The organism is Actinopolyspora mortivallis DSM 44261, assembly GCF_000384035.1.
GTDB classification, from domain to species: Bacteria; Actinomycetota; Actinomycetes; order Mycobacteriales; family Pseudonocardiaceae; genus Actinopolyspora; species Actinopolyspora mortivallis.
In genome coordinates this window covers 2,618-19,599 of the sequence record NZ_KB913024.1, presented here as the reverse complement: position 1 = coordinate 19,599, position 16,982 = coordinate 2,618, and the positions used below count along the sequence as shown (strand labels likewise).

The window sequence follows — 16,982 nt, the reverse complement described above, 5'->3', positions numbered from 1 at the left end:
GGCTCCGCCAACACGCGGGGAGGGGCGAGAGCGGTGGTGGTGCCGGTGCCCGTCCATTCTCCCGGCGAACAGCGTGCTTCCCCAGCCGCGCCGTCCTCCTGTCGAGTGAAACCTGTTGTCAGGGGCGTGGCAGCGTTCATAATCGATGCAGGAACACTCCTCGAACCGATAGCGTTGTTCTGGTCCGGGTGCGCGACGTCGCGTGCCCCGTCCTGGGCCCGGGAGCCCACGCATCAGCCGACCGTCATCCGTCTCCAAACACCCGCCCGCGAGGACCGACCGGCCCGCGGCGGACGCGGTCGTCGACGTGTTCGCGCAACACCGGAGGAGAAAGCGTTGCCTGTTGCCCTGCTGGCACTAGCCATCGCGGCGTTCGGGATCGGCACCACCGAGTTCGTCATGATGGGGCTGCTGCCCGAAGTGGCCACCGACATGAACGTGTCGATCTCCGCCGCCGGCGGCTACATCTCGTTGTACGCCCTGGGGGTCGTCATCGGGGCCCCGCTGCTCACCATCGCGGGAATGCGGGTGCGCAGAAAGACCATGCTGCTGAGCATGCTGGCCCTGTTCATCGTGGGCAACCTGCTCTCGGCGTTCGCCCCCACCCATCTCTCGCTGCTGGGGGCCCGGTTCGTCGCCGGGCTGCCGCACGGGACGTTCTTCGGCATCGGCGCCGTGGTGGCCGCGAGCCTGGTGAGCAGGGACAAGCGTGGCCGCGCCATCTCGCTGATGTTCGTCGGGCTGACCGTGGCCAACATCGTCGGCGTCCCACTGGGCACCCTGCTCGGACAGGCCATCAGCTGGCGGTGGACCTTCGGGTTCGTGGCGCTGATCGGCGCCCTGGCGTTGCTCGCGGTCAGCGTGCTGGTGCCCCGCCAGGCCAAGCCCGCCGAGGCCAGCCTGCGCGGCGAGCTCTCCGCCTTCAAACGCACCCAGGTCTGGCTGGCCTTCGCCGTGGTGGTGTTCGGCTTCGCCGCGATGTTCTCCTTCTACAGCTACATCAAACCGCTGCTGGTGCAGGTGAGCGGCTACACCCCGCTGGGGGCGACCGTGCTGCTCGCGCTGTTCGGCACCGGCATGACCCTGGGGACCATACTCGGCGGCAGGCTCGCCGACATCTCCCCGATGCGGACGCTGTACGGCTTCCTGAGCGCGCTGGCGGTGGTGCTGACGATGTTCACGTTCACCGCCGAACACACCGTGCCGGTGGCGATCAACGTGTTCCTGGTGGGACTGACCGGCTTCGCCGCGATCCCGAGCATCCAGGCCCGCATCCTGGACCAGGCCAAGGAGGCACCCTCCCTGGGTTCGGCGAGCATCCAGTCCACCTTCAACATCGCCAACTCGCTCGGCGCCTACCTGGGCGGGCTGGTCATCGCGGGCGGTTTCGGCCTCATCGCCCCCAGCTGGGTGGGCGCGCTGCTCGCCCTGGTCGGGCTGGGCTTCGCCCTGCTGTCCGGGCGGCTGGACCGGGTGCTGCCGGTCGACCGCTCCCAGCCGGCCACGGAGGTGCACGGCAGGCACACCGCCCCCGCCCCGCGCGGCGGGGAGCCCAGCGAGGTGGGCCACTCGGCGGAACGTTGATCCGCCGGGCACCGCCGGGCGTACCACCGTCCGCCGTGGTGGAATCGTCCCCGGCGGGAATACTTGATCGATTCCTGTGGTTGGCAGGAGTGGGCCGCCACGTCCGTCCGGACGTGGCGGCGATGGTCCGACTGGTGGTTGTGCCACGACTCGACATTCGTGAAGGGAACACCGCATGAGTCACGTTCCGACTGTCACGCTCAACACCGGCGCGGCGATGCCGCAGCTGGGATTCGGCGTTTTCCAGATCCCGTCCGAGGAGGTGGTGGAGCCGGTACGGACCGCCATCGAGGCCGGCTACCGCAGCATCGACACCGCCGCCGCCTACGGCAACGAGGAGGGGGTCGGCAAGGCCATCTCCCAGTCCGGGGTGCCCCGTGAGGAGCTGTTCGTCACCACCAAGCTGTGGAACGACAGCCAGGGCTACGACAACGCGCTGCGCGCCTTCGACGACAGCCTCAACCGGCTCGGGCTGGAGTACGTCGACCTGTACCTGATCCACTGGCCCATGCCCGGCCAGGACGCCTACGTGGACACCTGGAAGGCCTTCGAGAAGCTGTACTCCGAGGGCAGGGCCAAGGCCATCGGCGTGTCGAACTTCCACAAGGCGCACCTGCGCAGGCTGTTCGACGAAACCAACGTGGTCCCCGCCGTGAACCAGATCGAACTGCACCCCAACCTGCCGCAGGCCGAGCTGCGTGCCTTCCACGCCGAGCACGGCATCGTCACCGAGGCGTGGAGTCCGATCGGTCAGGGCAAGGGACTGTTGGAGGACTCCCGGCTGCGCACGCTGGCCGAGAAGTACGGGAAGTCCGCCGCGCAGATCGTGCTGCGTTGGCACATCCAGCTGGGCAACGTCGCCATTCCGAAGTCGGCCACCCCGTCCCGCGTGCGGGAGAACCTGGACGTGTTCGACTTCGAGCTCAGCGAGGACGACATGGCCTCGATCGGCGAGCTGGAGACCGGCAACCGGGTCGGCCCGGACCCGGACGTGTTCGGCGCGTGAGTCCCGTCCGGCCGGGATCCCCGGGCGGCAGCGGGCGGGGTGTGGAGACGCACCCCGCCTTTTCGTGTGCTCGGGCTCCCGGCCCCGGAGTCCCCGCCGGGAGCTGCTCGGCACCGCTCAGACGTGCGGCCAGTTCTCCACCAGCGCGCGGTCCCCGTCGACGAACAGGCGCACCGGCGGGACGCGGTGCCACAGACCGAGGAACAGGTCCGAGGTACTGCCCCGTAGCCTCGTCACCGGTCCCGGGTGCGGGAGATCCCTGGTGATCGCGTCTCTCCCGTCCCACGGCTCCAGGATGATCGTTTCCTCGGCCGGGGCCACGGACCCCGTGTCGAGGGCGGTGGTCACGAACACGTCGAAGTACTCCTCGATGCCGTCCCGAGCCTGTTCGGCGGGCACCGGGGCGGGCTCACCCGTGAGCGTGGCGGCGTCCCAGCGGTGCACGGCGAGCTCGTGGGCGCACCGCCGGAGCCAGAAGGAGGCGGTGTTCGGGTGGGTGGACCAGTTCCACGCCGGACGCTCGGGGTCGGTGCCGCGCAGTACCGTCCCGAGACGGGCCAACGCCCCCTCCCACTCTCGCCGGGTGCCGGTGGGCTCGGGCGCCGGAGGAGGTCCGGTGGGCTCGGTCGTACCGGTGAGCAGCTCGGTCACCCACAGGGCGAAGCCGGTCACATGGGCGAGCAGGTCGGAGCCCGACCAGTCGGGACAGGAGCGCACGGTCCCGGCCGGGGCGGCCTCGACCAACCCACCGATCTCGGCTCCCGCCTCGGTGGCGCCGGCCACGAGACGTTCGTAGGAAAGAGTGCGCATCCGGCATCGCCCCATCCCTGTTCCCGGCCGCGTGCGGCGACCACCGGTTCCGGTGGGAGACCCTACGCCGCCTGCCGGGGCCACGCGAGGACTCACAAGGACGCGGGGACAGTCTCCCCCACCAGGAGGTGCTTGCCGGGCCCATCCGAGGGGTTCGTGACGCTTCAGGCCATGCCCATCCGCACGGAAGGGCGGCCCAGCCCGCTGAGCACGTTGCTGCCGGAACGCAGCGAGATCACCTGGCTGCGGGTGGCGATCCACCGAGGGAACTTGCCGATCCGTTGCAGAGGGGTGCGCCGTTGTGCCGAGGTCAGTGCGGCGGTGCGGGAGACCTTGGCCACCCGGGGGCGACGCTGTCGCTCGTAGTCCCGCAGCATCGGCTCGGGCCAACCGTCCACCAGGGACAACGCGCGGGAGAGCAGCCAGGCGTCCTCCATCGTCTGGTTCGCCGCCTGGGCCACCGCCGGGGGCATGGCGTGGGCGGCGTCGCCGATCAGCGTGGTGCGGGGCCCGCCCCACACTTTGGGGACCTGGTGCCGGATGTGCGGGAAGAACCCGAGGTCCTCGTCGGTGACGGACTCCAGCAGTGCCTCCACCGGCTCCGGCCACCCGGAGAACACCGAACGCAGGTCGTCCACCGTCAGCTGGGGGCGCCCCTCCTCCCAGGGCATGTCGAACCACCAGTGCAGCAGGCCACCACCGGCGGGAATAAGTCCACAGTGTCCTTCCCTGCCCGCGATGTTCAGAGTCCGGTAGCCGTGCGCGATAGGAAGGTCGCTGTAGGTGAGCCCCTGCCAACTGGCCCATCCGGTCAGCCGCGCGGGCTCGCCCCCCAGCACCGTGCGCCGCACCACGGAACGCTGTCCGTCGGCGCCGATGACCACGTCCCCGATCTCGGAGTCCCCGTCGGCGAAGTCGGCGATCACGTGGTCGGCGAACTCGCGGACGCCCACGCACTTCCTGCCGAACCGGAAGATCTCCCGGGGCAGGGTCGCGGCCAACCGGTTCAGCAGCTCACTGCGGGGCACCTCGACGGTGGGGGAGCCGAGACGTTCGGTCACCTCGTCCAGGTCGGCCTCCCAGAGCAGCCTTCCCCCGGCGGTCATGGCCCGCAGGCTGTGCAGTCGGCGTCCGATCCCCTCCAGGGACACACCCAGCCCGCGCAGCGCCGCGGTTCCGTTGCTCCAGATGGTCACCCCGGCCCCGCCGTCCCGCAGCCGGTCGGCGTGTTCGTAGACCCGAACCCGGTGTCCCCTGTCGAGCAGGCCCTTGGCCACGGCGAGTCCGCCTATACCTCCCCCGATGACCAGAACCCGCATCGTCTCCGTCCGTTCGAAAACCGGTCTGCCTGCACGCCGGCGGGACCGAACCGCCGGGGCATCCCCGACCAACGGGGCCCACCTGCGACGCCGATTTTATCCGGAACCGTTCGAGTCGGGTTAGTTATCCTTTCTCACATCCGAATCAGTCGGAGGCCGACCCCGGCGTGAGCGGCGAGGATCGACCGGAACGGGGCCGGTGGCCCCGGACGCCGGCCGCGTCCCACCCCCGGAGGCGCGGCCGACCGGTGTTCCGGTCAGCCGGCACGCTCCAGGAAGCGGCCCGCGACCAGGCCGGGTTCCTCGTCCCCGTCGAAACGAACCCACAGCACGGGACCGTCGAACACGTCCGGCAGACCGGTCGCGGTCTCGACCACGGTTCCGATCTGGTTCTGAAAACGGCCGAACGAAGCGCGCACCCGCGTGCCGGGCTCCAACGGACTCGATGACTGTTCCATGAGAACGGACGGTACGTGTCCGGCCAACGCGAGGAAAATCGCACCCGCCGTTCTCACACATCGGACTCGTGCGCAGGGACTGAACCCCTCGACCGGGACGTGCCGGAGATCACAACTCCTGCCGGGTGACCGTGGTCACGAACGGGGAGGACGCCTGTCCGTGGTCGCCGTGGCGGCCGGGAACACGGTGGCGGGCGATGATGGTTCCGACGGAGGTCGTCCGCCGTCGGGGTCACGAGGTCCTACGAGAGAAGGAAGACATGCGCACCATCCGCGAGGCGGGCTCCGCCGAACTCGTCGAGAGGAAGTCCCGGTTCCTGTGCCTGCTCCAGCGGGTCGAGACCGAACAGCGGGCCCGCGAGTTCGTGCGCGAGTGCCGCGGACGGCACCCGGACGCGCGGCACCACTGTTACGCCTACGTGCTCGGGGACGCGGGGCAGGTGCGGAAGTCCAACGACGACGGTGAGCCCTCGGGAACCGCCGGGGTTCCCATCCTGGAGGTGCTGCACCGTAACGAGCTGACCAACACGGTGGCCGTGGTGGTGCGGTACTTCGGGGGTGTGCTGCTCGGTTCCGGAGGTCTGATCAGGGCCTACGGCGCAGCGGTCAGCCGGGCGCTGGAGGCGGTGGGCACCGTACCCAGAAGGCGGGTCAGGACGGTGACGGTGACGCTGCCGCACTCCCTGGCGGGCAAGCTCGACCACGAACTGCGCGCCGCGGGCCGCCCCCCGCTGGCGGTGCGCTACGGCGCGGGCGCCGAGTTCGACGTGGCGGTGCCCGAGGAGGCCGTTTCCCGGTTCCGGGAGTGGATCGTCGAGCACACCGGCGGTGCGGCCGGGGTGGAACAGGGAGAACTCGTTTTCACCGAGATCGACGAGTAGGTTCCCCCGTCCGGAGCGTGTGAGCTCGCTCCCGTTCACCTCGACGGAGCATCGCCGCTGGTGCGGACGGCCGTGTGCTCGTTGCTCCGTACGGACGCGGACGGGGTGACAAGATCAACATCGGTGTGGCCGACCGAACTCGCAGCGTGTTACGAAGAGCGCGCAGGAGTACACGCCACCGTCCGTTCGTGCCGAAAGGAGCCGGATGAGCGACATCGCCGACAAGCTGGTCAAGGACTACGAGGAGAAGCCGCTCTCCGAGCTGGCCGACGCCCCGGTCTCCGCCCTGCAGGGAGTCAGCGAGAACGACGCCAAGCTGCTCGACGAGGCCTTCGGGATCCGCACGGTGCGGGACCTGGGAACCAACAAGTACTTCCGCTGGGCACAGGCGATCGCCAACCTGGCGGACTGAGCCGCCCACGCGGCGGGTTCGTACGAGAGAGACACCTTCCCCCAGCGGGGTGCTCTCCCCACGGTGTCACGGACGGACACCGCGTCGAGTAGCGCCGTGGAGGCCTCCGGCACGCTCGGAACTCCACGGCCACGGAGACCTCCGGCGGGACCCACTCGGTCCCGCCGGATCCCACGGTGCTGCGGGTGTTCACTCACGACGAGGTAACGATCGCGGAACGTGCTCCCCACAGTGGAACCTGCCGGCCATGCCGTACGTTTTCGCGACGAAACCGACAAATGGTCCCGTCGTGGAAGGATCGCCCGTGTTCAAACGCATGTTGCAGGCAGTCGGTATCGGTGGCCCCTCCGTGGATACCGTGCTGCACGAAGGACCGTGCTCGCCGGGTGGGCGGGTGGCCGGTGAGGTCCGCATCGGAGGAGCCAGCGGCCCCACCCAGATACAGCGGATCGACCTGGTGCTGGTGGCCCAGGTGGAAACCGCCGACGACCAGCAGGGCACGATGGAGTTCCAACGGCTGACCGTGGCCGGGGAGTTCCAACTGGAGGCCGAGCAGTACACGAACCTCCCCTTCGAACTTCCCCTGCCCTGGGAAACCCCGATCACCGCGCTGGGGGGACAGCCCCTTCCGGGGATGCGTGTGGGCGTCCGCACCGAGGTGGCGGTGGCCAAGGCGGTCGACACCGGGGACATGGACCCCCTGCACGTGGAACCACTGCCCTCACAACAGGCCGTGCTCCAGGCGATGTTCGCGAGCGGAGCCCAGCTGAAGAGTGCCGACGTGGAGCACGGCGGGATCGACGGAGTCGCCCAACAGTTCCCCTTCTACCAGGAGATCGAGTTCTTCGCCCCGCCGCAGTACACCGGCAGGATCAGCGAGGTCGAACTCACCCTCGTCGCCCGACCGGACAGTCTCGACGTGGTACTGGAGGCCGACCGGCGTGGCGGGCTGTTCCACAGTGGCGGTGACGTGCTGGGGCGGATCCACCGCTCCCACGAGGAGGCGCTGGAGACCGACTGGCACGCCGAGATCACGAACTGGCTGGAGGCCGTCGCCCAGTCCGGTGGTTTCTTCGGCGGCGCCGGTGTCCAGGGTGGACACGAGTTCCACGGCGGCCACAAGTCCGACCACGAGCGTTCCGGAGGATCCGGCGTCGGGGGCATGGTGGCCGCGGGGGCGGCCGGAGTCGCCGCCGGAGCACTCGGAGGCATGATGCTCGACGAGGTGTTCGAGGGTGAGGAAGACGACGGCGGGGACGAGGAGTGACCCCTTTCCGCCCGTGCTGATCGGAGGACTGTCGTGGAGTGGTTCGGCAAGGCACTGGAGGGTGTGGGCGAAGTGATGGAGAACCTCGGTGAGGAGGACACCCCCACCGCGGAACTCGGCGACCTCGTCGAGGACCTGGGGGAGGCCCTGCGAGGCGAGGAGTAGGTGACCGGCGGTGCTCCCGACCGCACCGGAAGGCCGGGGGTTCGGGGCCGGACGAACCCGGGCCTCGCACGGCGGGAGCACCCCGCACCGGAGCATGGGGGCGGAGCCGACGCGCCGATCGTGCGTCACGGAACGGTGTCAGGCGTCGTAGTCCACCGCCACGGTCTCCGTCAGCGGCAGGGACTGGCAGGTGAGCACGAACCCCGCATCCAACTCGGACTGTTCCAGGGCGAAGTTGCGGCGCATACGCACCCTGCCCTCGGTGAGCCGGGCACGGCAGGTTCCGCACACCCCTCCCTTACAGGCGAAGGGCAGGTCGGAGCGCACCCGCTGGGCCGCGTCCAACACCGGCGTGTCGGCGGGCAGGGACACCTCGGTGGTGCGTCCGTCCAGGGTGATGCGTCCCGTGCTCGCCGTCTCGTCCGACTCCCGTTCCTCGGGGCGTACCGGATCGGGCGGAACTTCATCCACATAGAACAGTTCGCGGCGTGTGCGCTCGGCGGCAACCCCCAGTTCCCCGAGCACCCTCCCGGCGTCCTCGACCATCCCGTAGGGGCCGCACAGCCACCAGCGCTCGGAGCCGTCCAGCGGAACCAGCACGTCGAGCAGCTGCCGCAGCTTGTCCGCGTCCAACCGTCCCGTCACCAGCTCGGACTCGCGCGGCTCCCTGGACAGCACGTGGACCAGCTCGAACCTGGACGGATAGCGGTCCTTGAGATCGGCGAGCTCGTCGGCGAACATCACGGTGTCACTGCGCCGGTTGCCGTAGATCAGCGTGACCGTCGAGTCGGTCTCGGCCAGCAGCGAGCCCGCGATGGACAGCATCGGGGTGACGCCGGAGCCCGCGGCCACCAGCACGTGCCTTCCCGAGGTGGTCAGATCCGGGGTGAAACGCCCCGTCGGGGGGGACACCTCGATCTCGTCGCCCACCTCGACCCCGCCGGTCAACCACTCGGAGAACCTGCCACCGGGCACGAGTCGCACCCCGATGCGGGGAGGCTCCCCTCGCGGTGCGCAGATCGAGTAGTTGCGCCGGTGCTCGCCGTCGGCCTCCCGACGCCGCAGCGTCACCGACTGTCCCGGCAGGAAGTCGTACAGCTCGGCCAGTGACTCCGGCACGTCGAAGGTCACCGCCACCGCGTCGGCGCACAACCGCCGCACCTCGGCCACACGCAGCGTGTGGAAGGAGGCACCGCCCTGCCGGAGCCCGGCGCGCGAAACCGTCGGAGTGGACACTCAGATCTCCTTGAAGTACTCGAAAGGCTCCCGACAACCCAGGCAGCGGTACAGCGCCTTGCACGCGGTGGCGCCGAACTCCGAGGTCCGCTCCGTGTCCGGACAACCGCATCGCGGACACCGGATCCGGCGCCGGGGCGGCTCCAAGGTCAACGGCACGGGCCCTGTCGCGCCGCCGTGGTCGACGGAGGCGGAGTCGTCGGGGGGATGGACACCGTGCTCGGCCAGCTTGCGTCTGCCCCGCTCGGTGATCCAGGAACTGCTCCAGGCCGGGGACAGCACGGTGTGCACCCGCACCCGTGGATACCCGGCCTCGGCGAGTCGGCGACGCAGGTCGGTCCGCATCTCGGCCAATGCCGGACACCCCGAGTAGGTAGGGGTGACGGTCACCTCCACCGCCCCGTCCTCCGCCAGGTCGACCTCGCGCAGCACGCCGAGATCGGCCAGTGTGAGCATCGGCAGCTCCGGGTCGGTGACCGTCTCGGCCACCGCCCTGGCCGTGGCCACGTCCTCGTCCTCGCGGGTCACCATCTCGCCTCCGGATCTCCGCGCGCCAGACTCTGCATCTCGGCGAGCAGATAACCGAGGTGCTCGGTGTGCACCCCGTGCCTGCCCGCCTCTCCGGCCAGCGTTCCCACCGGGGTCACCTCGGGCAGCTCCGTACCGGCCGTGGTGCACACCGTGTGCAGCACCTCGTCGAACTCCGGACGCAGCGGGGCCGGGTCGACGGCGACTTCCTGCCGGGCCAGCTCCCGTTCCAGCTCGTGGGGCGTGAACAGTTCGGCCACGAAGGGCAGCACGTCGGCGAAGCCCTGGTGCAGCCTCCGGGCCGAGTACTCGGTCCCGTCGCCGAGCCGCACCGCCCAGCGGGCCGCGTAGTCCCGGTGGTAGGTCACCTCCTTCACGCCCTTGGCGGCCACGGCGGCCAGCACCGGGTCGGCGGAGTGGGTCAGCCGACCCAGCACCGCCAGCCTCCAGGTGGAGAACACCAGCAGCCCGGCCACACAGCGCCCGAAGTCCCCCCTGGGCAGTTCCACCAGCCGCACGTTGCGGAACTCGCGTTCGTCCCGGAAGTAGGCCAGCGAGTCCTCGTCACCACCGTCACCGGCCACCGCGGCCGCGCGGGAGAGCAGCATCCGGGCCTGTCCCAGCAGGTCGAGGGCGATGTTGGCCAGCGCCACCTCGTCCTCCAGCTCGTGGGCGCGGGTGGTCCACTCGGACAGTCGGTGGGAGAGGACCAGCGCGTCGTCACCGAGCATCAGGCAGTAGGTGGCCAGCCCTTCCCGGTCCACCCCTGAGGGCACCGTGGTGTCCACCCCGTCCAGCGGGTCGACGAAACCGGTACCGAAGGCCCACCGGGTGTCGCCGTCGGGTTGTGCCTCGGTGACGGCCTCGTAAGCGTTGTCGAAGGACATGACAACCTCGCACTCGGGTTCCGTTCAGATGTGCGGAACGTCGTCCGGCAGCTCGTAGAAGGTCGGATGGCGGTACACCTTGTCCCCGCTGGGCGCGAAGAAGGGATCCTTCTCGTCCGGGCTGGAGGCGGTGATGTGCTCGGCCCGCACCACCCAGATGCTCACGCCCTCGTTGCGCCTGGTGTAGAGGTTGCGCGCGTTGTGCAGCGCCATCCGCTCGTCGGGGGCGTGCAACGAGCCGACGTGGACGTGGTTGAGGCCGCGTTTGCCCCGCACGAAGACCTCGAACAGCGGCCAGGCCGTGTCGGGGGTTCGCACCTGCCCCGGCTCCGGGTTCCGGTCGGTCGAGTCGGTCATACCGCGGCCCTCCCCCGTCGCTGCTGTTTGGCCGCGTGCGCGGCGGCCGCCTCACGGACCCAGGCCCCGTCGCGGTGCGCCTCGCGGCGCCGTTCGATCCGCTGGGCGTTGCAGGGGCCGTTGCCCTCGAGCACGCGCCGGAACTCGTCCCAGTCGGGCTCGGAGAAGTCGTAGTGGCCCCGCTCGGGGTTGTAGACCAGCCCGGAGTCGGGCAGTCGCACGCCGAGCGCCTCGGCCTGCGGCACGGTCATGTCCACGAACTTCTGGCGGAGCTCGTCGTTGGTGTGCCGCTTGATTCCCCACTCCATGGACTGACGGGTGTTGGGCGAGTCCCCGTCCGGGGGCCCGAACATCATCAGCGAGGGCCACCACCAGCGGTCGGTGGCGTCCTGCACCATCTCCCGCTGACGCCGGGTGCCGTTCATCATGGTCATCAGCAGCTCGTAGCCCTGCCGCTGGTGGAAGGACTCCTCCTTGCAGATGCGCACCATCGCCCGCCCGTAGGGCCCGTAGGAGCAGCGGCACAGCGGAACCTGGTTCACGATCGCCGCGCCGTCCACCAGCCAGCCGATGACCCCGATGTCGGCGAAGGTGAGCGTGGGGTAGTTGAAGATCGAGGAGTACTTCTGCTTCTGGGTGAGGAGTTTGTCGGTCAGCTCCGCCCGGTCGACTCCGAGGGTTTCGGCCGCCGAGTACAGGTAGAGCCCGTGCCCGGCCTCGTCCTGCACCTTGGCCAGCAGGATGGCCTTGCGCCGCAGGCTGGGCGCCCGGGTGATCCAGTTGCCCTCCGGCTGCATACCGATGATCTCGGAGTGGGCGTGCTGCGCGATCTGGCGCACCAGGGTCCTGCGGTAGCCGGAGGGCATCCAGTCCCTGGGTTCGACCCGCTGGTCCCGCTCGATCGTGCGGGTGAAGTGCTCGTGCAGTTGTTCGTCCACAGTGGCTGACTCGGTGCCCACCACCGCTCACCTCCTTCGCCGTGGGGCTCTCAGGACCGCTGCGCGGCGGAGTCCCGTTTGGCCACCAGGGTCAACACGTCGTACTTGGCCACCGACTCGCCGTGCTGGTTGGTCACGTCCGCGTCCCAACGGACTTCCCCGTAGTCGGCGTTGTGCCGGGGAGTGACGCGTTTGGCGGTCAGGGTCACCGTGATCTCGTCGCCCGGGTAAACCGGAGTGAGGAACCGCAGGTTCTCCAGCCCGTAGTTGGCCAGCACCGGTCCGGGTTCCGGGGAGACGAACAGCCCGGCGGCCAGCGCGACCACCAGATAGCCGTGGGCCACCACTCCCTCGAAGAACGGGTTGGCCCGCGCGGCCTCCTCGTCGGTGTGCGCGTAGAAGGTGTCACCGGTGAACTCGGCGAAGTGCCGCACGTCCTCGTCGGTGACCGTGCGGGGCCCGCCCACGACGGTGTCCCCCACGCGCAGTTCCTCCAGGTGCTTGCGGAACGGGTGCACCTCGGTGACCTCACGGCCGCTTCCCGGCATCCACTGTCCGGTCAGGGCGGTGAGCGTGTCGGGGTCCCCCTGCACGGCGGTGCGCTGCATGTAGTGCAGCACCCCACGGATCCCGGCCATCTCCTCGCCGCCGCCGGCCCGGCCGGGTCCACCGTGGACCAGCTGGGGCAGCGGCGAGCCGTGTCCGGTGGACTCGGCGGAGTCGGTGTCGTTGAGCACCAGCATCCGCCCGTGGTGGGAGGCCGCCTCCAGGACCAGCCTGCCGGTGAACTCGCTGTCGGCCGAGACCACCGAACCGACCAGGCTGCCCCCGCCGCGCCGGGCCAGCTCGGCGGCGTGCTCGACGTCGCGGTAGGGCATGACCGTGCTGACCGGCCCGAAGGCCTCGATCTCGTGCGGCTGGGCAAGTTCCGGGTCGTCGCAGCGCAGCAGCATCGGCGGGACGAAGGCGCCCTGCTGGTAGTCCGCGTCGACGAGGTCGACGGGCTGCCACGGGTCCCCGTGGACCAGCCGCCCCGCCTCCAACAGCCCCTTGAGGGAGCGGCGGACCTCCTCGCGCTGTTCCAGGTCGGCCAGCGGCCCCATGCTCACCCGGGAGTCGGAGGGGTTGCCCACCCGGACCTCCGCCAGGCGGGCCCGGACTGCCTCGGTGACCTCGTCGATCCGGTTGTGCGGAACGAAGGCCCTGCGCACGGCCGTGCACTTCTGTCCGGCCTTGACCGTCATCTCGGTGACCAGCTGGCGGACGAACAGGTCGAACTCGGCGCTGTCCGGGGTGGCGTCCGGACCGAGCACGGAGCAGTTCAGCGAGTCGGCCTCGGCGTTGAACCGCACCGCGTTGCGCACCACGGTCTCGTGGGCACGCAGTCTGCGCGCCGTGGCCGCCGAGCCGGTGAACGAGAGCAGGTCCTGTTCGGTCAGGTGTTCCAGCAGGTCACCCGCGTTTCCGCAGAGCAGCTGCACGGACCCTTCCGGCAGCAGTCCCGACTCCACGATGAGTTCGACGAGTCGGTGGGTCAGGTAGGCGGTCTGTTCCGCCGGTTTGATCAGGGTGGGGACCCCGGCCACGAAGGCCGGGGCGAGTTTCTCCAACGGGCCCCACACCGGGAAGTTGAAGGCGTTGATCTGCACGGCCACCCCACGCAGTGGGGTCGCGAGGTGTTGACCGAGGAAGGTGCCCTGTTGGCCGAGCGGTTCGGCGGGACCCTCGGGGTAGACCGTGGTGTTCGGCAGTTCCCGCCTGGCCCTGCTCGAATAGGTGAACAGCACGCCGATGCCACCGTCGACGTCGAACTTGGAGTCCGCTCTGGTCGCGCCGGCGCGGGCGGACAGTTCGTAGAGCTCCTCACGGTGTTCGCGCAGGTGGGAGGCCAGCGACTTCAGCAGCGCGCCCCGCTGGTGGAAGGTCAGTTCCCGCAGGGCGGGGCCACCGACCCGGCGGCCGTGGTCGAGCGCCGCCGCCCGGTCGATGCCCGCCGTGGACAGCCGGGCCACCTCCCGACCGGTGGCCGCGTCGTGCAGCGCGCTTCCCTCACCCGTGGGCAGCTGCCACCGGCCGCCGACGTAGCTGCGCAGTGGTTCCATCCTCGCCCTCTCCCGAAAAGCGTGTTCACGTGCTCGCCGGGGCGTCGCACCGGCCAACTTACCGACCAATCGGTCAGTTGCCATTGTGACGTAGAACAAGCTCGTGCACAATCACCGAATCAACGGATGAGCACCGAATACGCGCTCAGCCGCGGAGTCCCCGACTCGGGGACACTTCGAAAACACGAATCAGTTGACCGATCGTTCGGTCGTTGTGACGAGGTGGTGAGGCCCGTTGGACACGGAGCGAGCACCGGTGGCCGCCCCCACGGCGGCCATGTTCGACGAGGACCACGCGTCCCGCTCACTCGGCATCGAACTACTCGAAGCGGGAAACGGCACCGCGCTGACCCGAATGCCGGTGACCGCCGACATGGTCAACGGACACGCCATAGCCCACGGCGGCTACGTCTTCCTGCTGGCCGACACCGCCTTCGCCTGCGCCTGCAACAGCCACGGGCCGGTGACCGTCGCGGCGAGCGCGCAGATCACCTTCCTCGCTCCCGCCCACGAGGGAGACCTGCTGTACGCCCGCGCCATCGAACGCCACCGTCGGGGACGCGGCGGTCTCTACGACACCACGGTGTTCCGCGACCACCCCACCACCGAGGTGGTCGCCGAGTTCCGCGGGCACAGTCGCAGTCTCGAACCCCGGAAGGACCGCGAGTCATGACCGAGACTCTGCCGGAGCACACGAGCTTCTCCTCCCGAAACGGCCGAGCCGACCCGGCCGAGCTCATGGACCCCGCCGAGCTGGCCGAGCTCCAGCTCACCCGGCTACGTGCCACCCTGCGGCACGCCTACGAGAACGTGCCCTGCTACCGCCGCAAGTTCGACGAGGCGGGAGTCCACCCGCGGGACTGCCGGAGCCTGTCCGACCTGGCGGCGTTTCCCACCACCACCAAGGAGGATCTGCGGGAGCACTACCCGGACGGGATGTTCGCGGTCCCCCCGGAACGGCTGCGCCGCATCCACGCCTCCAGCGGCACCACCGGAACCCCCACGGTCGTGGGCTACACCGCCGAGGACCTCGACGCCTGGTCCGAGGTGGTCGCCCGCTCCCTGCGCGTGGCGGGGGCACACCCCGGGCAGAAGGTGCACGTCTCCTACGGTTACGGCCTGTTCACCGGGGGTCTGGGCGCCCACTACGGAGCCGAACGGCTCGGGTGCGCGGTGATCCCGGCCTCCGGCGGCATGACCGAACGCCAGGTGCGCCTCATCCGGGACCTGGAGCCGGAGGTCATCATGATCACCCCCTCCTACATGCTCACCCTGCTGGACGAGTTCCGTCGCCAGGGCCTCGACCCCCGCCGGACCTCGCTGAAGGTGGGGATCTTCGGCGCCGAACCGTGGACAGCCGAGATGCGCGCGGAGATCGAGGAGTCCGCCGGGATCGACGCGGTGGACATCTACGGGCTCTCCGAGGTGATGGGACCCGGAGTCGCCAGCGAGTGCGTGAGTACCAAGGACGGCCCCCACGTCTGGGAGGACCACTTCTACCCCGAGATCGTCGACCCGGAGACCGGCGAATCCCTGCCCGACGGCAGCCCCGGGGAGCTGGTGTTCACGTCGCTGACCAAGACGGCCATGCCGATCGTGCGCTACCGCACCAGGGACCTGACCAGGCTGCTTCCCGGAACGGCCGTGCCGGGGATGCGGCGGATGGAGCGGGTGACCGGACGCAGCGACGACATGATCGTGCTGCGCGGGGTCAACGTGTTCCCCAGCCAGATCGAGGAGCTGGTGCTGCGCCAGCCCGAGCTGTCCCCGCACTTCCGGATCGAGCTGACCAACAGCGGTCGACTCGACGAGCTGTGCGTCCGGGTCGAGGCCGCCGAGCCCGCCTCGGCCCGTGACCGTGGAGCCCCGGAACGGCTGGTCACCGCGATCAGGGACTCAGTGGGGGTGGGGGTGACCGTGGACGTGGTCGCCCCGCACACCCTGGACCGCTCGACCGGCAAGTCACAACGCGTGCTGGACCTGCGCTGACACCGGCCCGGCCGGGTGCCGCACCTGAAGTCTCGGGCCGGGTGCACCGACGTTCACGCGAGGACCCTGGGAAACTGGCCACCATGGCGGGTGCGACCACGAACGACAACACGGGACGGAAGAAACCCGGATACGATCTCGACTCCCTGCTGCACACCGCCGTGAAGGTCTTCCACGAGCGGGGCTACGACGGCACGAGCATGGAGGACCTGGCCAAACGGCTCGGGATCACCAAGTCGGCCATCTACCACCACGTCTCCAGCAAGCAGGAGCTGCTCCGGTTGAGCGTGGACCGGGCGCTGGACGCGCTGTTCGCGGTGCTGGACGAGCCCGGTTCCCGGGAAGGGGACGCGACGCGGCGGCTGCACCACGTGGTGCACCGCAGCGTCGAGGTGCTCGTCGACGAGCTGCCCTTCGTCACCCTGCTGCTGCGGATACGCGGCAACAGCAGGGTGGAGCGCCAGGCCCTGGCCCGCCGCAGGGAGTTCGACCACCTGGTCGGCGAGCTGGTCGCCGAGGCCGAACGCACCGGGGGTCTGCGGCTGGACCTGGATCCGGCGCTGACCAGCAGGCTGCTGTTCGGCATGGTGAACTCGGTGATCGAGTGGTACCGACCCCGGCAGGGGCTGTCCAAGGAGGAGATCGCCGAGGCGGTCACCAAGATCGCCTTCGAGGGACTCGAACCCCGCCAGGAGAGCCAGCGGCGTCGCTAGCAGAGCTTCAGCCGCCTTCCCTCCCCGACCCCGCGAGGGGATGCCGGTGTCCCCGTGTTGCCGAGTGCCACGTTGTCCCCGAGAGTGGCCGGTGAACGCGAACGTGGTGTAAATCACTCGAACGGGGCAGACACGTGGGAACACCGGCCAACTCACCGACCCGGGCGACGGTGCAGCTCGACCACGGCGTGCGCAGGGACGTCAACAAGATCAGCCTGTTGTTCACCGGGGTGGGCGCGATCATCGGCTCCGGATGGCTGTTCGGCGCCCTGTACGCCTCGCAGATCGCCGGACCGGCGGCCATCCTGTCCTGGGTGGTCGGGGCCGTCA

18 protein-coding genes and 1 pseudogene are annotated in these 16,982 nt (G+C 69.8%); 10 read left to right on the top strand and 9 right to left on the bottom strand.

From position 1 onward, the window contains the following. Positions 1-336: 336 nt before the first annotated feature. Positions 337-1,584, top strand: a complete 1,248-nt coding sequence (locus ACTMO_RS0100100) for an MFS transporter (RefSeq protein ID WP_019852615.1) — start codon at positions 337-339, stop codon at positions 1,582-1,584. A gap of 175 nt (positions 1,585-1,759) precedes the next feature. Beyond that, a complete protein-coding gene (locus ACTMO_RS0100095) occupies positions 1,760-2,590 on the top strand; it encodes an aldo/keto reductase (protein WP_019852614.1) in 831 nt (276 codons plus the stop codon). A 117-nt stretch (positions 2,591-2,707) separates the two neighbouring features. On the opposite strand, the gene ACTMO_RS0100090 is transcribed toward ACTMO_RS0100095, so the two are convergent. From ACTMO_RS0100090 to ACTMO_RS0100080, 3 genes are all read right to left on the bottom strand, one after another. Continuing rightward, entirely contained in the window at positions 2,708-3,400 is a 693-nt protein-coding gene (locus ACTMO_RS0100090) for a maleylpyruvate isomerase family mycothiol-dependent enzyme (RefSeq protein ID WP_019852613.1), read from the bottom strand. Positions 3,401-3,564: 164 nt separating this feature from the next. Next, a complete protein-coding gene (locus tag ACTMO_RS0100085) occupies positions 3,565-4,719 on the bottom strand; it encodes an FAD-dependent monooxygenase (protein WP_019852612.1) in 1,155 nt (384 codons plus the stop codon). Between the two features lie 257 nt (positions 4,720-4,976). Continuing rightward, positions 4,977-5,177 (bottom strand): hypothetical protein, encoded by a 201-nt coding sequence (locus tag ACTMO_RS0100080; RefSeq protein WP_051099128.1) that lies wholly within the window; start codon positions 5,175-5,177, stop codon positions 4,977-4,979. Between the two features lie 260 nt (positions 5,178-5,437). Between ACTMO_RS0100080 and ACTMO_RS0100075 the strand changes: the two genes are divergently transcribed. The 4 genes from ACTMO_RS0100075 (at position 5,438) to ACTMO_RS23835 (ending at position 7,902) form a co-directional block, all read left to right on the top strand. Further along, on the top strand, positions 5,438-6,058 hold the full coding sequence (locus ACTMO_RS0100075) for a YigZ family protein (protein ID WP_026448714.1): 621 nt from the start codon (positions 5,438-5,440) through the stop codon (positions 6,056-6,058). Between the two features lie 205 nt (positions 6,059-6,263). Continuing rightward, positions 6,264-6,470: a hypothetical protein gene (locus tag ACTMO_RS0100070; protein ID WP_019852609.1), complete on the top strand. Its 207-nt coding sequence runs from the start codon at positions 6,264-6,266 to the stop codon at positions 6,468-6,470. A 304-nt stretch (positions 6,471-6,774) separates the two neighbouring features. Beyond that, a complete protein-coding gene (locus ACTMO_RS0100065) occupies positions 6,775-7,737 on the top strand; it encodes a sporulation protein (protein WP_019852608.1) in 963 nt (320 codons plus the stop codon). 33 nt (positions 7,738-7,770) lie between these two features. After that, positions 7,771-7,902: a hypothetical protein gene (locus tag ACTMO_RS23835; protein WP_019852607.1), complete on the top strand. Its 132-nt coding sequence runs from the start codon at positions 7,771-7,773 to the stop codon at positions 7,900-7,902. A gap of 138 nt (positions 7,903-8,040) precedes the next feature. Here ACTMO_RS23835 and paaE read toward each other — a convergent pair whose 3' ends face one another. From paaE to paaZ, 6 genes are read right to left on the bottom strand one after another with little or no spacing between them, the layout of a single operon-like run. Then, on the bottom strand, positions 8,041-9,138 hold the full coding sequence (gene paaE / locus ACTMO_RS0100055; RefSeq protein WP_019852606.1) for a 1,2-phenylacetyl-CoA epoxidase subunit PaaE: 1,098 nt from the start codon (positions 9,136-9,138) through the stop codon (positions 8,041-8,043). Next, the gene (paaD, locus tag ACTMO_RS0100050) at positions 9,139-9,669 is read right to left on the bottom strand and encodes a 1,2-phenylacetyl-CoA epoxidase subunit PaaD (RefSeq protein WP_019852605.1); all 531 of its coding nucleotides are present in this window, start codon (positions 9,667-9,669) and stop codon (positions 9,139-9,141) included. Further along, complete coding sequence (gene paaC, locus ACTMO_RS0100045) at positions 9,663-10,553, bottom strand: 1,2-phenylacetyl-CoA epoxidase subunit PaaC (RefSeq protein ID WP_019852604.1); 891 nt, start codon at positions 10,551-10,553, stop codon at positions 9,663-9,665. Before paaC ends, paaD begins: the two co-directional genes overlap by 7 nt. Positions 10,554-10,577: 24 nt before the next feature. Beyond that, positions 10,578-10,910: a 1,2-phenylacetyl-CoA epoxidase subunit PaaB gene (gene paaB / locus ACTMO_RS0100040; protein WP_019852603.1), complete on the bottom strand. Its 333-nt coding sequence runs from the start codon at positions 10,908-10,910 to the stop codon at positions 10,578-10,580. After that, on the bottom strand, positions 10,907-11,872 hold the full coding sequence (gene paaA, locus ACTMO_RS0100035; RefSeq protein ID WP_019852602.1) for a 1,2-phenylacetyl-CoA epoxidase subunit PaaA: 966 nt from the start codon (positions 11,870-11,872) through the stop codon (positions 10,907-10,909). Before paaA ends, paaB begins: the two co-directional genes overlap by 4 nt. Before the next feature lie 26 nt (positions 11,873-11,898). After that, complete coding sequence (paaZ, locus tag ACTMO_RS0100030; protein WP_019852601.1) at positions 11,899-13,950, bottom strand: phenylacetic acid degradation bifunctional protein PaaZ; 2,052 nt, start codon at positions 13,948-13,950, stop codon at positions 11,899-11,901. Positions 13,951-14,185: 235 nt separating this feature from the next. On the opposite strand from paaZ, the gene paaI reads away from it, so the two are divergent. The 4 genes and pseudogenes from paaI to ACTMO_RS23195 all read left to right on the top strand — a co-directional run. Beyond that, positions 14,186-14,623, top strand: coding sequence for a hydroxyphenylacetyl-CoA thioesterase PaaI (paaI, locus tag ACTMO_RS0100025; protein WP_019852600.1), 438 nt, complete (start codon positions 14,186-14,188; stop codon positions 14,621-14,623). Then, positions 14,620-15,939: a phenylacetate--CoA ligase PaaK gene (gene paaK / locus ACTMO_RS0100020; protein WP_019852599.1), complete on the top strand. Its 1,320-nt coding sequence runs from the start codon at positions 14,620-14,622 to the stop codon at positions 15,937-15,939. Before paaI ends, paaK begins: the two co-directional genes overlap by 4 nt. 83 nt (positions 15,940-16,022) lie before the next feature. After that, positions 16,023-16,652, top strand: a complete 630-nt coding sequence (locus ACTMO_RS0100015; RefSeq protein ID WP_019852598.1) for a TetR/AcrR family transcriptional regulator — start codon at positions 16,023-16,025, stop codon at positions 16,650-16,652. 134 nt (positions 16,653-16,786) lie between these two features. Next, positions 16,787-16,982 (top strand): annotated as a pseudogene (locus tag ACTMO_RS23195) (amino acid permease); the annotation flags it as partial.

Coding starts and splice junctions, on each gene's coding strand:
- ACTMO_RS0100095 (WP_019852614.1), top strand. CDS start 1,760: ATGAGTCACGTTCCGACTGTCACGCTCAACACCGGCGCGGCGATGCCG.
- ACTMO_RS0100090 (WP_019852613.1), bottom strand. CDS start 3,400: ATGCGCACTCTTTCCTACGAACGTCTCGTGGCCGGCGCCACCGAGGCG.
- ACTMO_RS0100085 (WP_019852612.1), bottom strand. CDS start 4,719: ATGCGGGTTCTGGTCATCGGGGGAGGTATAGGCGGACTCGCCGTGGCC.
- ACTMO_RS0100080 (WP_051099128.1), bottom strand. CDS start 5,177: ATGGAACAGTCATCGAGTCCGTTGGAGCCCGGCACGCGGGTGCGCGCT.
- ACTMO_RS0100075 (WP_026448714.1), top strand. CDS start 5,438: ATGCGCACCATCCGCGAGGCGGGCTCCGCCGAACTCGTCGAGAGGAAG.
- ACTMO_RS0100070 (WP_019852609.1), top strand. CDS start 6,264: ATGAGCGACATCGCCGACAAGCTGGTCAAGGACTACGAGGAGAAGCCG.
- paaD (WP_019852605.1), bottom strand. CDS start 9,669: ATGGTGACCCGCGAGGACGAGGACGTGGCCACGGCCAGGGCGGTGGCC.
- paaC (WP_019852604.1), bottom strand. CDS start 10,553: ATGTCCTTCGACAACGCTTACGAGGCCGTCACCGAGGCACAACCCGAC.
- paaB (WP_019852603.1), bottom strand. CDS start 10,910: ATGACCGACTCGACCGACCGGAACCCGGAGCCGGGGCAGGTGCGAACC.
- paaZ (WP_019852601.1), bottom strand. CDS start 13,950: ATGGAACCACTGCGCAGCTACGTCGGCGGCCGGTGGCAGCTGCCCACG.
- paaK (WP_019852599.1), top strand. CDS start 14,620: ATGACCGAGACTCTGCCGGAGCACACGAGCTTCTCCTCCCGAAACGGC.
- ACTMO_RS0100015 (WP_019852598.1), top strand. CDS start 16,023: ATGGCGGGTGCGACCACGAACGACAACACGGGACGGAAGAAACCCGGA.